Annotated in this window: 15 protein-coding genes and 1 riboswitch; of the genes, 2 read left to right on the top strand and 13 right to left on the bottom strand. The window is 33.8% G+C overall.

What is annotated here, in order from left to right:
- Both ACPLVF_RS09925 and ACPLVF_RS09920 read right to left on the bottom strand, forming a co-directional pair.
- Positions 1-1,155, bottom strand: a complete 1,155-nt coding sequence (locus ACPLVF_RS09925; protein WP_424907680.1) for a cysteine desulfurase family protein — start codon at positions 1,153-1,155, stop codon at positions 1-3.
- A 2-nt stretch (positions 1,156-1,157) separates the two neighbouring features.
- On the bottom strand, positions 1,158-1,490 hold the full coding sequence (locus ACPLVF_RS09920; RefSeq protein WP_424907679.1) for a winged helix-turn-helix domain-containing protein: 333 nt from the start codon (positions 1,488-1,490) through the stop codon (positions 1,158-1,160).
- A gap of 195 nt (positions 1,491-1,685) precedes the next feature.
- On the opposite strand from ACPLVF_RS09920, the gene ACPLVF_RS09915 reads away from it, so the two are divergent.
- Both ACPLVF_RS09915 and ACPLVF_RS09910 read left to right on the top strand, forming a co-directional pair.
- Positions 1,686-1,895: a ferritin-like domain-containing protein gene (locus ACPLVF_RS09915; RefSeq protein WP_424907678.1), complete on the top strand. Its 210-nt coding sequence runs from the start codon at positions 1,686-1,688 to the stop codon at positions 1,893-1,895.
- 41 nt (positions 1,896-1,936) lie between these two features.
- Complete coding sequence (locus ACPLVF_RS09910) at positions 1,937-2,164, top strand: spore coat protein (RefSeq protein WP_424907677.1); 228 nt, start codon at positions 1,937-1,939, stop codon at positions 2,162-2,164.
- Between the two features lie 48 nt (positions 2,165-2,212).
- Here ACPLVF_RS09910 and queG read toward each other — a convergent pair whose 3' ends face one another.
- From queG to ACPLVF_RS09855, 11 genes are all read right to left on the bottom strand, one after another.
- On the bottom strand, positions 2,213-3,247 hold the full coding sequence (queG, locus tag ACPLVF_RS09905; RefSeq protein WP_424907676.1) for a tRNA epoxyqueuosine(34) reductase QueG: 1,035 nt from the start codon (positions 3,245-3,247) through the stop codon (positions 2,213-2,215).
- A gap of 71 nt (positions 3,248-3,318) precedes the next feature.
- Complete coding sequence (locus ACPLVF_RS09900) at positions 3,319-5,343, bottom strand: methyl-accepting chemotaxis protein (protein WP_424907675.1); 2,025 nt, start codon at positions 5,341-5,343, stop codon at positions 3,319-3,321.
- Positions 5,344-5,433: 90 nt separating this feature from the next.
- Positions 5,434-6,672: a putative bifunctional diguanylate cyclase/phosphodiesterase gene (locus ACPLVF_RS09895; RefSeq protein WP_424907674.1), complete on the bottom strand. Its 1,239-nt coding sequence runs from the start codon at positions 6,670-6,672 to the stop codon at positions 5,434-5,436.
- Positions 6,673-6,703: 31 nt separating this feature from the next.
- On the bottom strand, positions 6,704-8,677 hold the full coding sequence (locus ACPLVF_RS09890) for a chemotaxis protein CheA (protein ID WP_424907673.1): 1,974 nt from the start codon (positions 8,675-8,677) through the stop codon (positions 6,704-6,706).
- Positions 8,678-8,694: 17 nt separating this feature from the next.
- Positions 8,695-9,525, bottom strand: coding sequence for a CheR family methyltransferase (locus ACPLVF_RS09885; RefSeq protein WP_424907672.1), 831 nt, complete (start codon positions 9,523-9,525; stop codon positions 8,695-8,697).
- A gap of 17 nt (positions 9,526-9,542) precedes the next feature.
- A complete protein-coding gene (locus tag ACPLVF_RS09880) occupies positions 9,543-10,004 on the bottom strand; it encodes a chemotaxis protein CheX (RefSeq protein WP_424907671.1) in 462 nt (153 codons plus the stop codon).
- Positions 10,004-10,471: a chemotaxis protein CheX gene (locus ACPLVF_RS09875; RefSeq protein WP_424907670.1), complete on the bottom strand. Its 468-nt coding sequence runs from the start codon at positions 10,469-10,471 to the stop codon at positions 10,004-10,006. The genes ACPLVF_RS09880 and ACPLVF_RS09875 overlap by 1 nt, the downstream gene beginning before the upstream one ends.
- A complete protein-coding gene (locus tag ACPLVF_RS09870) occupies positions 10,464-10,829 on the bottom strand; it encodes a response regulator (RefSeq protein ID WP_424907669.1) in 366 nt (121 codons plus the stop codon). Before ACPLVF_RS09870 ends, ACPLVF_RS09875 begins: the two co-directional genes overlap by 8 nt.
- Before the next feature lie 12 nt (positions 10,830-10,841).
- Complete coding sequence (locus ACPLVF_RS09865; RefSeq protein ID WP_424907668.1) at positions 10,842-11,876, bottom strand: protein-glutamate methylesterase/protein-glutamine glutaminase; 1,035 nt, start codon at positions 11,874-11,876, stop codon at positions 10,842-10,844.
- 31 nt (positions 11,877-11,907) lie between these two features.
- Positions 11,908-13,299, bottom strand: coding sequence for a chemotaxis protein CheW (locus ACPLVF_RS09860; protein ID WP_424907667.1), 1,392 nt, complete (start codon positions 13,297-13,299; stop codon positions 11,908-11,910).
- A 19-nt stretch (positions 13,300-13,318) separates the two neighbouring features.
- Positions 13,319-15,238, bottom strand: a complete 1,920-nt coding sequence (locus ACPLVF_RS09855) for a methyl-accepting chemotaxis protein (RefSeq protein ID WP_424907666.1) — start codon at positions 15,236-15,238, stop codon at positions 13,319-13,321.
- Between the two features lie 200 nt (positions 15,239-15,438).
- A riboswitch (cyclic di-GMP riboswitch) is annotated at positions 15,439-15,525 on the bottom strand.
- Positions 15,526-15,691: the final 166 nt, after the last annotated feature.

The following is a 15,691-nucleotide window of genomic DNA, read 5'->3' as shown; positions in this document are numbered from 1 at the left end:
CTACCTCCGTTTAAATCTTCTTAATTCTTTAACCTGATTTTTTAAAACATCAAGAGTATAGTCAATTTCTTCTTCAGTAATAAAAGGGCTAAGGCTAAACCTAACTGCACCTTCTATTTCTTCTTCTTTTTTCCCCATAGCAACGAGCACATGGCTTTTTACCTTTTTATGAGAAGAACAGGCAGAGCCTGTAGAAACGTAAATTCCGTAATTCTCTAAAGCATGAAGCAATACTTCTGCTTTAACACCTAAAAAAGAGACATTTAATATATGGGGCGCACTTTTTGTTTCAGGGGTGTTTATCACTACATCTTCAATCAAATCAATTATTCCTGTTTTTAACCTTTCTTTCAGATTACCCATTTTTTCCTTCCATAGAGAAAAATTTTTTTCTAAAATCTCAACTGCTTTGCAAAATCCTGCAATGCCGGGTACATTTTCGGTACCCGACCTCAATCCCCTTTCCTGCCCTCCTCCGTGTATTAATGGTTCAATTTTGATTTTATCCTTTTTGTATAAAATACCTATCCCTTTAGGTCCGTAAACCTTATGGGCACTTGCTGAAAGAAGACTAATACCTTTTAAACCTGAAATTAAAGGAATTTTACCAAAAGACTGGACGGCATCTACATGGAAGACAATGCCCTTTTCTTTTAAAAAATCCGCTATTTCTTCAATGGGTTGTATACTCCCCACTTCATTGTTTACATGCATAATACTGACCAGCACCGTTTCGCTGTTAACTGCATTCTTAACATCTGAAACCTTTACTATTCCATCCTCCCCTACGGGAAGATAGGTAACCTTAAAACCTTCCTCTTCCAGTTCTCTGCACACCTCAAGTACAGAAGGGTGTTCTATTGATGTTGTAATAATATGTTTTCCCTTCCTTTTTAAGGCTTTTACCGCACCCTTTATGGCAACATTGTTGGATTCAGTGCCTCCGGAAGTAAAATATATTTCCTTTTCTTCCACTCCCAAAAAATTTGAGATTACCCTCCTTGCTTCCCTTACAGCTTTTTCTGCATAAAGGCCTTTACTATGCAAAGATGAAGGGTTGCCGTAATCCTCCATCAAAACCTTATAAACCTCATCTGCCACTTCTTTTAAAACCTTAGTTGTAGCACTGTTGTCAAGATATACTTCCCTTTTCATTTTTACACCTCTTTATAAATATTTTTAAATTCATTTATTAAAATATCAATTTTTTCTACAATTGCTTCATAGTTTTTAACCAACTCCATCCCTTCTTGTGTTAAAACTGCTCCTCCGCCGTATTCCCCACCTTTTTTCCTTAAAAGCAATTTATAGCCCAGCCTTTCTTCCGCTTTTTTTATTTTTCCCCACGCCTGTCTGTAGGACATGTTTGAAGCAATAGCTGCCTGATTAATGGAGCCGTATTTTTTTATCAGCGTCAAAAGGTTATACAAACCATCGCCTAAGATTAATTTCCCATCTTTTTCAAACCATAATTTATATTTTATATCCATAAAATTACCCCTAAATATTCAAAATTATTATATTAGTTCACAAAAAGAATAATCCAAGCTTCATTTTTTGTCAAGATTGAAAGATTATACTAAGTTTTACATTCCATTTGATGGTATTTCGTTATCCTTTTCCCAGTATATCAAAGGCTTCGAATTGAAAAAATATTAACGAAAATTTATTTTGGAGGTGTTACGATGCAATTTACACAAAAGGAAAAAATGTACCTTCAGGATGCCTTAGGCCAGGAGAGGCTTTGCGTTACAAAGTACACCAACTTTGCAAATCAGGTGCGTGACCCCGAGGTTGCATCCCTTTTAAGAAACATTGCCAATCGTGAACAGCAGCATGTGGACACCATAGTCAATCTATTTCAGCAAGCAGGCCTGCAGGTTCCTCAGCAGTAATATAATCCTTTGAAATTATTAAAAATGGAGGTAAGATAATTATGATGCAAACTCAAGGCCAAACAACAGGTTTTGCAAGTGATAAGGATATATTGCAGGATCTTTTGATGACCGAAAAGCACGTTTCAGGTCTTTATGACACTGCAATCATGGAGTGCGCAAATGAAGCAGTAAGAAATGCTTTAAAACAAATTCAAGACGATGAACAAAATCACGCTAAAATGATTTTTGACCTAATGAATAAAAAAGGTTGGTACAAGGTCCAATAAAATATATGAAATCCATAAAAGAGGGAGCAGTTTGCTACTGCTCCTTATTTATTTAAATAAAACTTCTGCCTGTTTTCTCACCAATTCGGATAAATCTAAGAGTATTTCCTTATTTACCTCTTTTAATTGTCCTGTATTTGCCATAACAATTAAGGCATTTCTCCTTAAAACATTCCTGCCTCTCCATGCAATGGGGGTTTTACCGAAATAGCCTTCAAACTCTTTATTTTTTATATTTAAAATGTATAGAGGATCTAAAGGTATATTATTATCTAATAGAAAATCCCCGTGATTTTTAATAATTAAATTTTCCTTACGGTTGTTAGGGCAAACATCTTGACATGTATCGCATCCGAAAAGCCTATTTCCAAAGGCATGGATAATTTCTTTATCTGTTATCACATTTTTTGATTGGGTGATATAAGACAAACACTTGAAAGGATTGATTTTAAAAGGTTCGTAAAGTGCCCCCGTTGGGCAGGCTTTAATGCATCTTCCGCAGCCTGTACAAAGACTCTCTGCCTGTTCATCTTCCGGTAATTCAAGATCGGTTAAGATCTCCCCCAAAAAAACATAAGACCCAAATTCCTTTGTAAAAAGGCATGTATTTTGCCCTATATACCCTATACCTGCCCTTTTTGCAGCTGCTCTTTCTAAAAGGCTTCCCGTATCTACGAAAACCATGGCATTAGCATTGAAATTGTTTTTTATAAACAGAGCAATCTTTGAAAGTTTGCCCTTTAAAACTAAATGATAATCTAAAATGCAAGCGTATTTTGAAATTATTCCCCTTTTATTGTTTACCTCAATGTTATTCTCTGTGAATAATAGGGACGAGTTGTAATAATTCAGATAGCTCACTGCAAAAACTATGATAGTCCTTACACCATTCATTATTTTTTCTGGAAAGCACCTTTTTTCTAAATCCTCTTCTTCAAAGGGTGATATTAAACCTTTTCTTTTTCTTTCCAATAAAAAATCATATTCTTTGAAAAAAGGCTGCGCCTTTGCAAAACCTATTAGATCGATCCCGATTATTTTAGAAAAACTGATGATTTCTTGTTTTATATCAAAAAAATTCACTTTCACGCACCTTCCATAAAAATTTGAGGAGAACCCCTTTTAAAGGTTCTCCCATTTTTACTATTTTAAAATCAAACCTTAAACTGCTGCATATTCTCCGAAATTTCTTTTGCCATATTTGTAAGGCTTTGAGCTGTTGCTGCTATCTCTTGAGTAGAAGCACTCAATTCTTCTGCAGAAGCAGAAATCTCCTCAGCAGATGCGGATGTTTCCTGAATGACTGCATTTACATTCTCTGCCCTATTTAACACCTCATCCTTCATTTTCACTACCTCATCCATATTTGAATACGCCATATCTATTAATGGAATCATATTGGTTACACTATCAATTATTTCATCTAAGGACTTCACTACATTATCCGCTGCCGACAGTTGTTCAGTAACCATTTTCCCGGTATTTTCGGTTGTTTCGTATACCTGTTGGGTTTCCCCTTTTATTGTTTCTATTAATTTTTTAATCTTGTCTGAAGAAACCCTCGACTCCTCGGCAAGCTTTCTAATTTCGGAAGCTACTACAGCAAAGCCCCTTCCGACCTCTCCTGCTCTTGCAGCTTCAATTGCAGCATTTAATGCGAGAAGGTTTGTTTGCTGAGAAATACCCGTAATCACTTCATTTATGTTTGATATCTGTGAAAGAGACTGAGTAAGTACATTGATTTTACTCAAAACCTCTGTAAAAGAATTTTTGATTTCTTCGAAAGCCCTGTATAAAAGTCCAAGAGAATCCTTACCCGCAGATGCTTTCCCTTCGGTTATTTTAGATGTTTCTTTAATATTTTTAATTATATCAAAAAGTTTTCCCATATTTTTCGAAATGTTGTCTAAACGTCTTACCACTTCTTCTATATCATGAGCCTCCTGAGATGTTCCATTTGCCACTTCCTGTATAGTTTTTGCAACTTCACCGCTTGACGCTGCCATCTGCTGTGATGCTGCACTCAAGTTTTCAGCAGTTGAAAAAAGGGTATTTGAGTTTTCCCTTAACCTCAAAGTTATAGCACGGAAATTATCCTTCACCTTCTTTATTGCAAGCATTATTTTCCCGAATTCATCCTTTAATCTAAGGTATTTTTCGGTAACTTCAAATGTAAAATCCCCTTCAGATATTTTTTCTATGTAATCTTCTGTTATACGCAAGGTTTTAACCACATTACTCGATGTTTTGTAAAGTATCGCTGCAACAATTATAAAGCCTAACAATCCAATTGCTATAATCAAAATCATGGTATTTTTGACCGTAGCATTGACCTCAGCCATGGAAAGGCCAATGTCCACAGCTCCTACATGCTTGCCGTTAACAAAAAGCGGCACGAGCACATCGTAAACCAACTGTTTTGTTGCCTCATCGTAGTATGTAGACGCATAAGGCATCCCTTTAACTGCTGCAGTTTGACTGCCTACATCAGTAAGCACCTTCCCTAATTCTTCCTTATCGCTATCTGCTATAGCCTTAGCATTGTTGTCCAAGATTAGAGCATAAACAATGCCTTTTTTTGTTGCAATAGTATCAATGAGCTTTTGATAGCTTATATCCTCAAACAGTTTTTGAACATTTGTGGCAAGGATGCCTATCTGCACAAAGCCCCCGTCGGGCATTTTCACATAACCGTATTTGTAATAATTATCAGAAGTCTTGCTTTTTCGTATTTCTTCCATTAACTCATTTGCTTCACCTTTTAAAAGCTTTTGTGCCACATGGTTTTCATCATAGACATAGCCTATATTCTCCTTTAAATTGGAAAAAATTATCTTGCCTGTCTTATCTGCCACATTAATCTCGTCCACATTTAGGGATTTTGCAATTTTGGTAAGGTAATCATCGTTTACCTCATCTCTGTTTTGTATTACAAGATTTGCAGCTTCCCTTATTTTGTTTTCTATGCTCCCGTTTATTATCTCCATTGACTTTGCATTACTTTGAATCTGTTCGGCAATCTGACTTGCCAAATTAAACCCATCTTTTTCCATTTGATCAATCATCCGGATTTTCACAATCTGCCCAGCAGAAATGCTTATAGCTAATATCAATACAAATATTACAATAAGGGGAAGTATGTTTATTTTGAACCTTACCGAGTTAAACTTCATCAACATTTTTCACCTGCCTTTATTAAGTTTTAAATTTTACAAAAAAGTTGCCGAATAATATTTTATCAAATTCTCTTTTAATAAAAAACTATAAATTTACAAGATTTTTATATAATTTGCAGAATTAGACAAAAATAATAGAATTTTCTCTTCATCAATGGGTTTGCTTATATAGTAACCTTGAATTTTATCACAACCTAATTTTACAAGCAAAATTATCTCTTCTTTGTTTTCAACTCCTTCAGCGATAACCTTATAACCTATTTTATGGGAAACTACAATAAAAAGTCTTATAATATCGAACACCTTTTTACTTTTAAGCATGTTATTTATAAAATATTTGTCAATTTTAACCTCATTTACAGGAAAATTTACTAAGTTTTTTATTGAGGAATAACCTGCACCAAAATCATCGAGCAAAAAAACTATACCAATTTTTTTTAATAGTTTCATAGCATTTACATTTTCAATCTCATTTTCCAATATTTGTGTCTCTGTTATCTCAAACTTAATATTTTTGTATTCCCCACCTGTCCTTATAATAATTTCTTTTACCCTTTTGAAAAAATCTTTATCTTTAAGCTGAACAGGTGAAACATTTATGTTTAATTTTAAGGAAATCCCTTTATCTTTCCATATTTTCTGCTGATAACACGCCTTCTCAATTACCCAATACCCTAAATCCTTTATAAAACCATTCTCCTCTGCTATGGGTATAAATTCCACTGGAGGTATTTCGCCCAATTTCCTGCTTTTCCACCTTAAAAGAACTTCAACTTCTTCGAATCTTTTATTTTTTAAATTAAAAATAGGTTGATACAAAAGCTTTAATTCATCGTTTACTATAGATTTCCTAATCTCATTAGAAATTATCCCTTTTCTTAAAACTTTATCCTCAATACTATCATTGTAAAAAGTGCATTTATATTTCCCGCTTTTCTTAGACTCATACATCGCAGTCTCTGCCTTGCGGATTATTTCATAAATATCTTCGCACATCTTTGAAAAATAAACTCCCAAATTTACAGGGATAAAAAATTCCATATCCTTTATTTTAAAACTTCTTTCAAACCTTTTTATTACTTTATAAATATATTTTTTAACAATTTCAGGATCCAAAGTATTAAATAATATTATAAATTTACTCCCATTAAATCTGTATAAAATACCAATTCCTTTCAAAATTTCTACTAATTCTTGGCTAATAGTTTTCAATAATTCATCCCCTATTTTGTATCCATACACCTCATTTATGTACCTGAAATTATCTAAATCTATTAAAGCTAAAGCACATCTTTGCCTGTTATAACTGTCAAGAAGCAAAAAATAGCTCAAAATATCCCCCCCTTTCATATGCGGGGAAGCACTAACTATTATAAACTTTTATTACATCGTAAGGGTTAATAACAGGAATAATATTCCCATCTACATCTATAGTTGCTCCTAAAAGGAATCCATTTTCCTTTATGTTGCCCGGCAGATTTTTTAAAACGAATTCCTGTTGCCCCAATATTTCTTTAATTACTAAAGAGTAGTACCTACCCTCACAATTAATTACGAGAGCAGTCAATTCACCGTTATAATTTTTATTTTCCAATAATTCCTCTTCAATATTTTTTGAAAACTTATCCATAATTAAAGAAAGGGGTATAAATGATAACACCTTTCCTCTTACTTCTCCAAAAGCCTTTTTGTTGTAAAACACAATATCATTTATATTTATCCTTATAATCTCTTCTATATAATCCATAGGTATCAAAAACTTATTATCATTTGCACAAACCAATATTCCATGGTTCAACGACAGCATCAATGGTAATTTAAGTACAAATTTGGTAAACTTATCCTTTTCTGTTATAACCTCTATACTTCCTTTCACATCATCCACTACATTTTTCACTATTTCCATACCAACTCCTCTGCCGGATATCTCCGTAACATTTTGGGCAGTAGAAAAGCCCGGCAAGAAAATTAAATTATATATATCCTTGTCTCTTAGCCCGCTCAACCTTTCTTCACTTATCAATCCTTTTTCCAATGCTTTATTTATGATCTTATCTTTATTTAAACCTTTGCCGTCATCATAAAACTCAATCAATATGTATCTTCCTTTATTTTCGGCCGTTATCTTTATTGTACCTTTCTCCTTTTTGCCTTTTATTTTTCTCTCTTCAGGAAATTCTATCCCGTGGTCCACCGCATTCCTAATCAGGTGGAGAAAGGGTTCATTTAACTTTTCTGCTAAGTTTTTGTCGATGATAGAATCCTTAGCATCTATTATCAGTTCAACCTCTTTATTCAACTTTTTGCTGAGATCCCTAACTACCCTTTGATATTTTGCAAATATTGTCTCAACAGGAACCATTCTTATTTCCATTACCGCATTTTGAAGCTCTTCCGTTGTCCTCTGAATAAAAACAGAAAGATTTTTTATTTTATTGGCTACATCGGCCAGATTGTATTTATCGTTCAGCTCTTTGTAAACAGCGTTAAAGGAGTTTTTTAATGTTGAAAGTTCTCCGATTAAACCTATGATATTATCAATTTTTTCTGACTTTACCTTTAAATAGCTGGCTTCGCTTTCCTTATCCCTTTTGTAGTACTCTTGTATGTTCCTGCAAACAAGCTTCCCCGCTGTAAGAGATTTTTCAATATTTTGACTGCACCTTTTAATAAAATCCTTAAGGGTTTTTATAATACTTATTTCGTCTTTGGAATTTAATGATTTTTGAAGTTCTTCATAACAATTGATACACTCACTATTACCAGATTTTTCTATTATATTCTTGAATATATTTAAAACTTTTTCAGTTCTAATAAATATGTATTTAGTAAGTTTACTGTACTCAATTCTATTTAATAATTTCTGAAAAACACCCAATATCTTCCGCATATAAGTGTAAAATGAGTCATTATTATTGTTTTTTTTAGGGGTGTCTATTTCCTTATAGTTTTCAATAAAATCATCGGCTAAATCTATCTCAATATCCCCATCTTCATCCTTTTTTCCATTGAGCATGTCCAATATTTTCTTCAAATAATCCACTGTATTCAATAAAACATCGATTATATCACTATTCTTTTCTATTTTGTCTTTCCTCAATCCATCAAGTATACCTTCTGCATCCTGACACACCTTCGTAAAATACTGCATGCCTTCCATAAAGCCCGATAAACCCTTTAAGGTATGAAGGGGTCTAAAAACCTCATTGATGTGTTCTAAATCAAAATTCTCTTCCATTTTTAAAATTTTTGCTTCTATTCCATCAAGGTTTTCAAAAGCTTCCACTAAAAAATCGTTTAGAATCTCTTTTTCCTCTTTTTTAACCATAATTTTCATTTTTTTCACCACCAGCTTTAAGGCTTCTGGTAAACGTAATAATTCCGCATTTTTCTGTAATTAAATTTATCGGTTATCCTGCCCACAGACTCTGAATGACCGAGTAAGATAAAGCCTCTACTCTTTAATTTTTTGTAGAATATATCTAAAGCTTTTTTCCTTGAATTATCGTCAAAATAAATTAACACATTCCTGCAAAAAATGAAATCGAAAAAATCATCTTCTATTTTTTTATCCATATCCAAGATATTTGACTGAACAAACTCAATTTTTTCCTTTAAAAAATCTCTGACCTTAAAAACGTTATACTTTATCCTGTCAAAATACTTTTCAACATAAGTTTTTGCAACATGCTTCAAAACCCTTTCATCATAGACTCCTTTTTTTGCAACCTCTAAAACCTTACCGTTTATATCTGTTCCGAGAATATATATATTCCATAAATCCGGATTTTCCAGCATTTCATGTAAAATTATGCTAATAGTATATGGTTCTTCTCCCGTAGAACAACCTGCAGACCACACCCTGATGTTCCTGTCTCTTATCCTGTTTTTAAAACGCTCAACTTCTGGCAAGCATTCCTCTGCAAAAGCCTGCAGCTGCTCAAATTCCCTAAAAAAATACGTCTCATTAATGGTTATTTTTTCTATCAATTTTTGGATTTCCGTCCCATTATCGTAGAATTTTAAATAATTAATATATTCGTCAATATTATCAACATCCATCTCCTTCATTCTGTCCTCTATGCGTTTCTCCAAAAAATACATCTTTTTATCTTCAAGAAAAATCCCGCTTTTTGAGTTAATCAAATCCCTTATTTTTTTAAATTGCTCCATATCCAGCTGCATATTTTACACCCTCTCTTTTAAGTAATTTCCCAGATCCCTGAGTTTATTTCCATTTTTCCCATCCCACTCGAATATAGAACCGACGTGGTATTTACTTTGCTCAAAAACACTTTAATATTATCTCCCATAATTACCGTAGGAGGTGAAATCAATGTAATCCTACCATTAAATGAAAGTTTATTTACAAAAGCACCGGCAAACATGTTGCAAAGTTCAGAAATGGCGCTTAACCCCATTTTGTCTCTATAATCTTCTATCATACCCATAGTCATGGTTTTAACAATAAAATTTGCAAGTTCTTTATCAAAACCAATTATAATATTTCCATTCCAAGCACCTTCGCATCCAATTATTACATTTACAGGAAAATTACTTGAAGTAATATCTCTTTCCTCTGTTTTCTCCACCACTAAATCGGAAAAACCAAATTGAAAAAAGGACTCGTTGACAGCAGAAATTATCATATCACTTTTGTTCATCAAATGCCTCCTTCCAATCCAATGCTAACTGCAATCTTTAAATCCCCGATTTTATAAATCAAATCCTTAGAATTTATCCTGGGTGTGGTTATACTCAATTTTCCTGAAAATATAGAAGGTGGTGAAAGAAAAAGTCTTTTATCACTTTCATTATTAAACAGTGTAACAGCATTCCCCGAAATAATATTATTTATTTCTGCCGCTACTGCGTATAATTCCATTTCATTTAAACCTTCTTCTTCCCCGTATATCAACCTATAAAGCATTTTCAAAAACTCTTCTGAAAAATAGAATATAACCCTCCCTTTTTTTTCTCCCGTTATACCTACTAATGAAACAACTCCTTCAAACTCAATTTGTTCATCACTATCTCTTTCTTCCACCAATTCAAGAGAAGGAAGGTTTAAAAAATCTTCAAACCTTGTCTTAAAAGCAACCTTATAACAATTCAAAAGCTCCTTAAGCATTTTCACCCTCCACTTTTTTCAAAAGATTAACTAAGTCCTCTTTTCTAAAAGGTTTTGTAAGGAAACCAGCTATGCCCAAACTTTTAGCACTATTTATGGTCTTATCATCACCTAAGGCGCTAAGGAAAACCACAGGCACATTAACATTCATTTCCCTAATTTTCTTCACAGCTTCAATACCTTCCATAACAGGCATGGTAATGTCCATGAATATAAGATCAGGTTTTATCTTTAATACATTTTCCACAGCCTCTTTTCCATTTTCGGCAATAAAGCACACCTCATGCCCTGCTTCTTCCACCATTTTTTTTAAAAGTTTATGTATCATCGGAGAATCATCAGTAATCATCACCCTCATGATACATCCTCCTTAAATAAACTCTAATAATTTATTTGCAATTTCATAACTTGGGAGAATATACTCTGCTCCGCCTCTTTCTATAGCTTCCTTTGGCATCCCAAAAACCACAGCTGTCTCTTCTGATTCTGCTATGGTGATACCACCCTGATTTCTTATCTTCACCATCGAAGAAGCGCCATCATCTCCCATGCCGGTCATCAAAACTCCTATCGTGTTTTCTTTATAGACAGATAAAACCGATTCCATCATCACATCTACCGAAGGAATAAACTGATGATTCGGCTTTTGCGTGAGCCTTATTTTAACATCTTTATCCGTCTTATATAATGTCAGGTGATATCCGCCTTTTCCAACATAACACACTCCCCTTTCAACGGTCATACCTGCTTCCGCTTCTACAACTTTAATCTTACATGCATTGTTTAGCCTATCAGCATACTGTTTTGTGAAAGAAGGGGGCATATGTTGTACCAAAAACACGGCGGCATTAATGTCTTCCGGAAGGAAAGGCAGAACATCCATAATAGTTTTGGGTCCCCCTGTAGATATACCTATTGCCACTGCCTTCATCGTCTTTGAGTTGCTTTTTAAAGAAATTCTTTCGGTTTTAATCTGTATATTTTTACTCTTACTCTCTTTTTTATTCTTTTTGCTGTAATAAGCTAATTTTATCTTTTCTATCAATTCACTTTTTATTTGCTTTATATTTAAAGAAATGGTACCTCCCGGTTTTGGCACAAAGTCAAAAGCCCCCAGTTCTAATGCTTCAAAAGTAGTAGTCGCTCCTTCCTGAGTCAAAGAAGAAAGCATTACAACCTTACCGAGATCTTCTTCGACAATATATTGGAGAGCTGTAAGTCCATCCATTTCGGGCATATTAACATCCATTGTTATTACATCAGGTTTTATATCCCTTGCCTTAGCCACAGCATCTTTGCCATTTCTGGCAAAATCCACTACGACTATTTCTTTGTCTTCTTCAATCATTTCCTTTATCATTTTCCTCATTAGAGCCGAATCATCAACAACAAGCACTTTTATCATTTTTTTACACTCCTTGAATCAAAATTCATTTTCATAATTCAAACAAAAACTTCTCGTCAAGGATTATCACCATTTTTTCGCTATCTTTTAAAATGTACTTAATGTATTTATTTTCAATCCCTGCTTCATCCTTTTTTACATCTTCTAAAATTTCCTTTTTAACCCTGCGCACTTCGTGTACCTTCTCGGCAATAACGCCAATCTTATCTCGTTTTTTTTCCATTATAATAATTCTAGTATTTTCCAAAAGATCGCTTTTTATATTGTAAAATATACTATTTATATCAATTATTGTGACAAGCTCTCCCCTTAAATTTACAATACCTCTTATATAATCTGGTGTGCACGGCAACGGTGTTACACTGTTAACCTTATTTATTTCTTTTATAGCAGAAATCTCAAAACCAAAGAGATGAGAATTTACTTCAAAAGTCACCACTTGAAGTTCATTAGAATCCTCAACTTTGTTTTCCTCTTCCTCTAAATTTGCATTATCTAATAAATTTATATTGCCGGAATCTGTTAATATCTTTTCTGTATTGAGCATTAAAATCAACCTGTTTTCTTTTTTTACAACTTCATTGATATAGCCATTGTTTTCTGAAAATGATGGTGGAAGGGAAATTAAGTTTTCAGGTACCCTTAATACCTCGTTAACCTTATCTACGGTTAGTCCAAAAAGTTTATTGCTGCTTAAAACAATTATTATCCTTGTATAATCATCTTTTTCTTTACTATCCATGCTAAAAAACTTCCTGAGATTTATAACCGGGACTAAAATACCCCTTAAATTTATCATCCCTTCAACAAAATTGGGTGAATTGGGTATTTCTGAAATATTGTAATCATATCGTATAATTTCCTTAATCTTATTTACTTCAATGCCAAATTCCTGGTCGTTCAACTTAAAGGAGACTATCTGCCTTTCTTGTTTGCTTTTTATGTTTTCATTGTTAATATTCATTTTATCTTTATTTTTCACCTCTGCTTGTACATTTTTTAATAAATAACTTAATATATTTGAAAAATCTAATAACAGAATCAATTTACCCTTATTGCCTTTGACAATTCCTCGCAAAAACTCATCACCTAATAAATTCTCTTCAATCAATTCCTTGTCAAATTTTACTACTTCTGTTACCTCATCAACAATAAACCCAACTAAATTATCATTTTTTTCAACAACTATTATCCTGCTCTTTTCACTAACTTCTTCCATCCCCTTGTTCATTAATAAAGCCAAATTAAAAACGGAAATTATTCTTCCTCTAAGGTTTATAACACCGACCATGTATTGAGAAGAATTTGGTATCTCTGTGATCTCAGGAACCCTTATGATTTCCTTTACATCTTCCACACATATACCGAAGTACTGTCCCTTTATTTTAAAAGTCAATAAATTTTCTCCATTAACCTCGGGCATACCAAACACCTGCCCTTAATTATAGTGATTGGAGTTCATCCGCAAGTGAAGCAATATCTTCAATTGCTGAAAATAACTCTTTCATTCCATCCGCCTGCTCTTTTGCTGCTTTTGCAGCTTCCGTCACAGCGGCTAAGGATTGTTCAGCTGCTGCAGCAATATTGTCGACTCCCTTTTTAGCCTGTTCAATAGCTGCTAAGGATTCCTGAGAATTCCTATTTATTACTTCGAGGGCATTAAACACATTATCTATGTTTTTACTTACGGTTCTTAATAATTCCGCAGTTTTTTTGGATTTTTCCACTTCAGTTAATGCAAAAGATACAGCTGACTCTATATCACTCGCAACCTTTGAAATTTGAGATTGTATAGCCCTTACTAAATCCTTTATCTTTTCTGCATTCTCCGCTGATTCATTTGCAAGAATTCTTATATCGTTTGCCACGACAGAAAAACCACGCCCATATTCTCCTGCTCTTGCTGCTTCTATAGAACCATTTACTGCAAGCATATTTGTCTGGATCGTTACATTCGTTATAGAATCAACTATTTTATCTATTTTTCTTGTTTTCTCCTCGAGGGTTTTTATATTTTCAGAAGATTTAATGTTGGCATTTGCAGAATTTTCAATACCTTTTATTATATCCATTATCAACTCATTGTTTTTGTCAATCGTGGTTTTAAAATTGTTCAACATATCAATTATTTTCCCTGTGTTGCTCGCCATTTCTTCAGTAATTTTTTGTAAGTCTTCCCCAATCCTTTGAGCTTTTTGAGTGTTTTGCTCTTGTATCTCAGCACCTTTCCTTATTTGTTCAATTGCTGTCATTATCTGTTGAGACGCGGTATTTGCCTGTTCAATGCTTGATGAAAGCTCCTCTGCCCTTGATGCGATTTCTTCTGAGGACTTTTTAAAATCAACTGAATTCTTTATTTTTTCCGCAATATCCGATAAATCCTGCGAAGCTATATTTATTTCATCCATAGATTTTACCTGTTCTTCAACGGCAGCGCTTGCTTCCTCGGAAGCAGAGGCTGATTCTTCAGAAGCTGCAGCAATTTGTTCACTTATTTTCATAAACTCTAATGATAGCTCCGAAACTACCTTGCTGTTTTCCTCAATTTTCTGCATCAAAGCCCTTATTTCATTTGATTCGTTAATTATTTTATCAAATACCTCTGTCACCTTTTTCCCTTTTTCTGCTTCTTCCTTAGATGCCACAACAGAATCCTTTACATCTTTAACCACAATATTTATATTATTCTTTATTTCTTCTACAACTTCTCTGATATTTTTAGCAGAACGTTCGGAAATCTCTGCAAGATTTCTCACCTCATCAGCAACCACTGCAAATCCCCTGCCATGTTCCCCTGCTCTTGCTGCTTCTATCGCTGCGTTTAACGCAAGCAAATTGGTTTGGTCTGCTATTCTCACAACTGCATGTACAATCTCGCCTATCATTTCTGATTGTTTTTCAAGCTGTGCTATCATCTCTGCCGATTTCTCCGTCTTTTCTGCTGTCTTGTTCACTCCTTCTATAAGCAATTCAACGTTTTTTAACGTGTCAGCAATGTAATTGTTGGACTCTTTTATTAATTCAACGCTTTCCTTTATTTTTTCAAAATTTGATTTAATCCCTTTTTCAATTTGTGTTATTGCAACCCTTGATTCTTCTGTTGCAGAGGAAGTTTCAGCAGCACCCGCCGCTATCTGTTCCATGCTCTTCGACAGTTCTTCAGCCGCACTAGTAGCCTCTTCAATACCTGCTGAAAGCTGAGCTGTTGCTGTCGCAATTCTCTCTGCAATTTGCTGCTGTTTTGCAAGGGTCCTCGCCCTTGCTCTCTCTTCTGCTTTTTTTCTCGCCATTTCCCTTTTTCTTTCCATTTCATCCTTTAATGAGCTATTAACTTCATCTGCCCTTATTAGCTTTTTTTCCATTATGTACACACCCCTTTTAATGTGATAAAATTAATTAAAATTTTTATTTTTTATACGATTACATAAAAAATCTGTAAAAGAAACCACCCCTTTTTAAGCAAAATAAAAAAGGCACCTTGCGGTACTCAAAGTAATCTTTTGCAATAATACTACGCAAAGTGCCCGATATATCTGAAAAAATTTTTGTCATTACTTTAAGCACCGGCAGCTCGGCTACCATAGTATATTTTTACCGTAGGCCCGCAGCTTTGCGTCCCTGCCTTTCGACAGGTTTGCCTTTCTCGGTACTTGTTGATATATTTCTACATAAATTTTTACACATTTAATTTATTTTGTATAATGATATCAAAAAATGTAATTTCTGGTATATATATTATCATATCATATAAATATCGTCAATAAATTTTTTTTTTTTTTTTTTTTTTTTTTTTTTTTTTTTTTTTTTTTTTTTTT

Source organism: Thermovenabulum sp., from assembly GCF_049701175.1.
Taxonomy (GTDB): domain Bacteria; phylum Bacillota; class Thermosediminibacteria; order Thermosediminibacterales; family Thermosediminibacteraceae; genus Thermovenabulum.
The sequence above is the reverse complement of the archived record's forward strand: the minus strand, read 5'-3'. Positions and strand labels throughout refer to the sequence as shown.

Coding starts and splice junctions, on each gene's coding strand:
- ACPLVF_RS09865 (WP_424907668.1), bottom strand. CDS start 11,876: ATGATAAAAGTGCTTGTTGTTGATGATTCGGCTCTAATGAGGAAAATG.
- ACPLVF_RS09915 (WP_424907678.1), top strand. CDS start 1,686: ATGCAATTTACACAAAAGGAAAAAATGTACCTTCAGGATGCCTTAGGC.
- ACPLVF_RS09910 (WP_424907677.1), top strand. CDS start 1,937: ATGATGCAAACTCAAGGCCAAACAACAGGTTTTGCAAGTGATAAGGAT.
- ACPLVF_RS09855 (WP_424907666.1), bottom strand. CDS start 15,238: ATGGAAAAAAAGCTAATAAGGGCAGATGAAGTTAATAGCTCATTAAAG.
- ACPLVF_RS09885 (WP_424907672.1), bottom strand. CDS start 9,525: ATGCAGCTGGATATGGAGCAATTTAAAAAAATAAGGGATTTGATTAAC.
- ACPLVF_RS09870 (WP_424907669.1), bottom strand. CDS start 10,829: ATGAGGGTGATGATTACTGATGATTCTCCGATGATACATAAACTTTTA.
- ACPLVF_RS09860 (WP_424907667.1), bottom strand. CDS start 13,299: ATGCCCGAGGTTAATGGAGAAAATTTATTGACTTTTAAAATAAAGGGA.
- ACPLVF_RS09880 (WP_424907671.1), bottom strand. CDS start 10,004: ATGAACAAAAGTGATATGATAATTTCTGCTGTCAACGAGTCCTTTTTT.
- ACPLVF_RS09890 (WP_424907673.1), bottom strand. CDS start 8,677: ATGAAAATTATGGTTAAAAAAGAGGAAAAAGAGATTCTAAACGATTTT.
- ACPLVF_RS09875 (WP_424907670.1), bottom strand. CDS start 10,471: ATGCTTAAGGAGCTTTTGAATTGTTATAAGGTTGCTTTTAAGACAAGG.
- ACPLVF_RS09925 (WP_424907680.1), bottom strand. CDS start 1,155: ATGAAAAGGGAAGTATATCTTGACAACAGTGCTACAACTAAGGTTTTA.
- ACPLVF_RS09900 (WP_424907675.1), bottom strand. CDS start 5,343: ATGTTGATGAAGTTTAACTCGGTAAGGTTCAAAATAAACATACTTCCC.
- ACPLVF_RS09920 (WP_424907679.1), bottom strand. CDS start 1,490: ATGGATATAAAATATAAATTATGGTTTGAAAAAGATGGGAAATTAATC.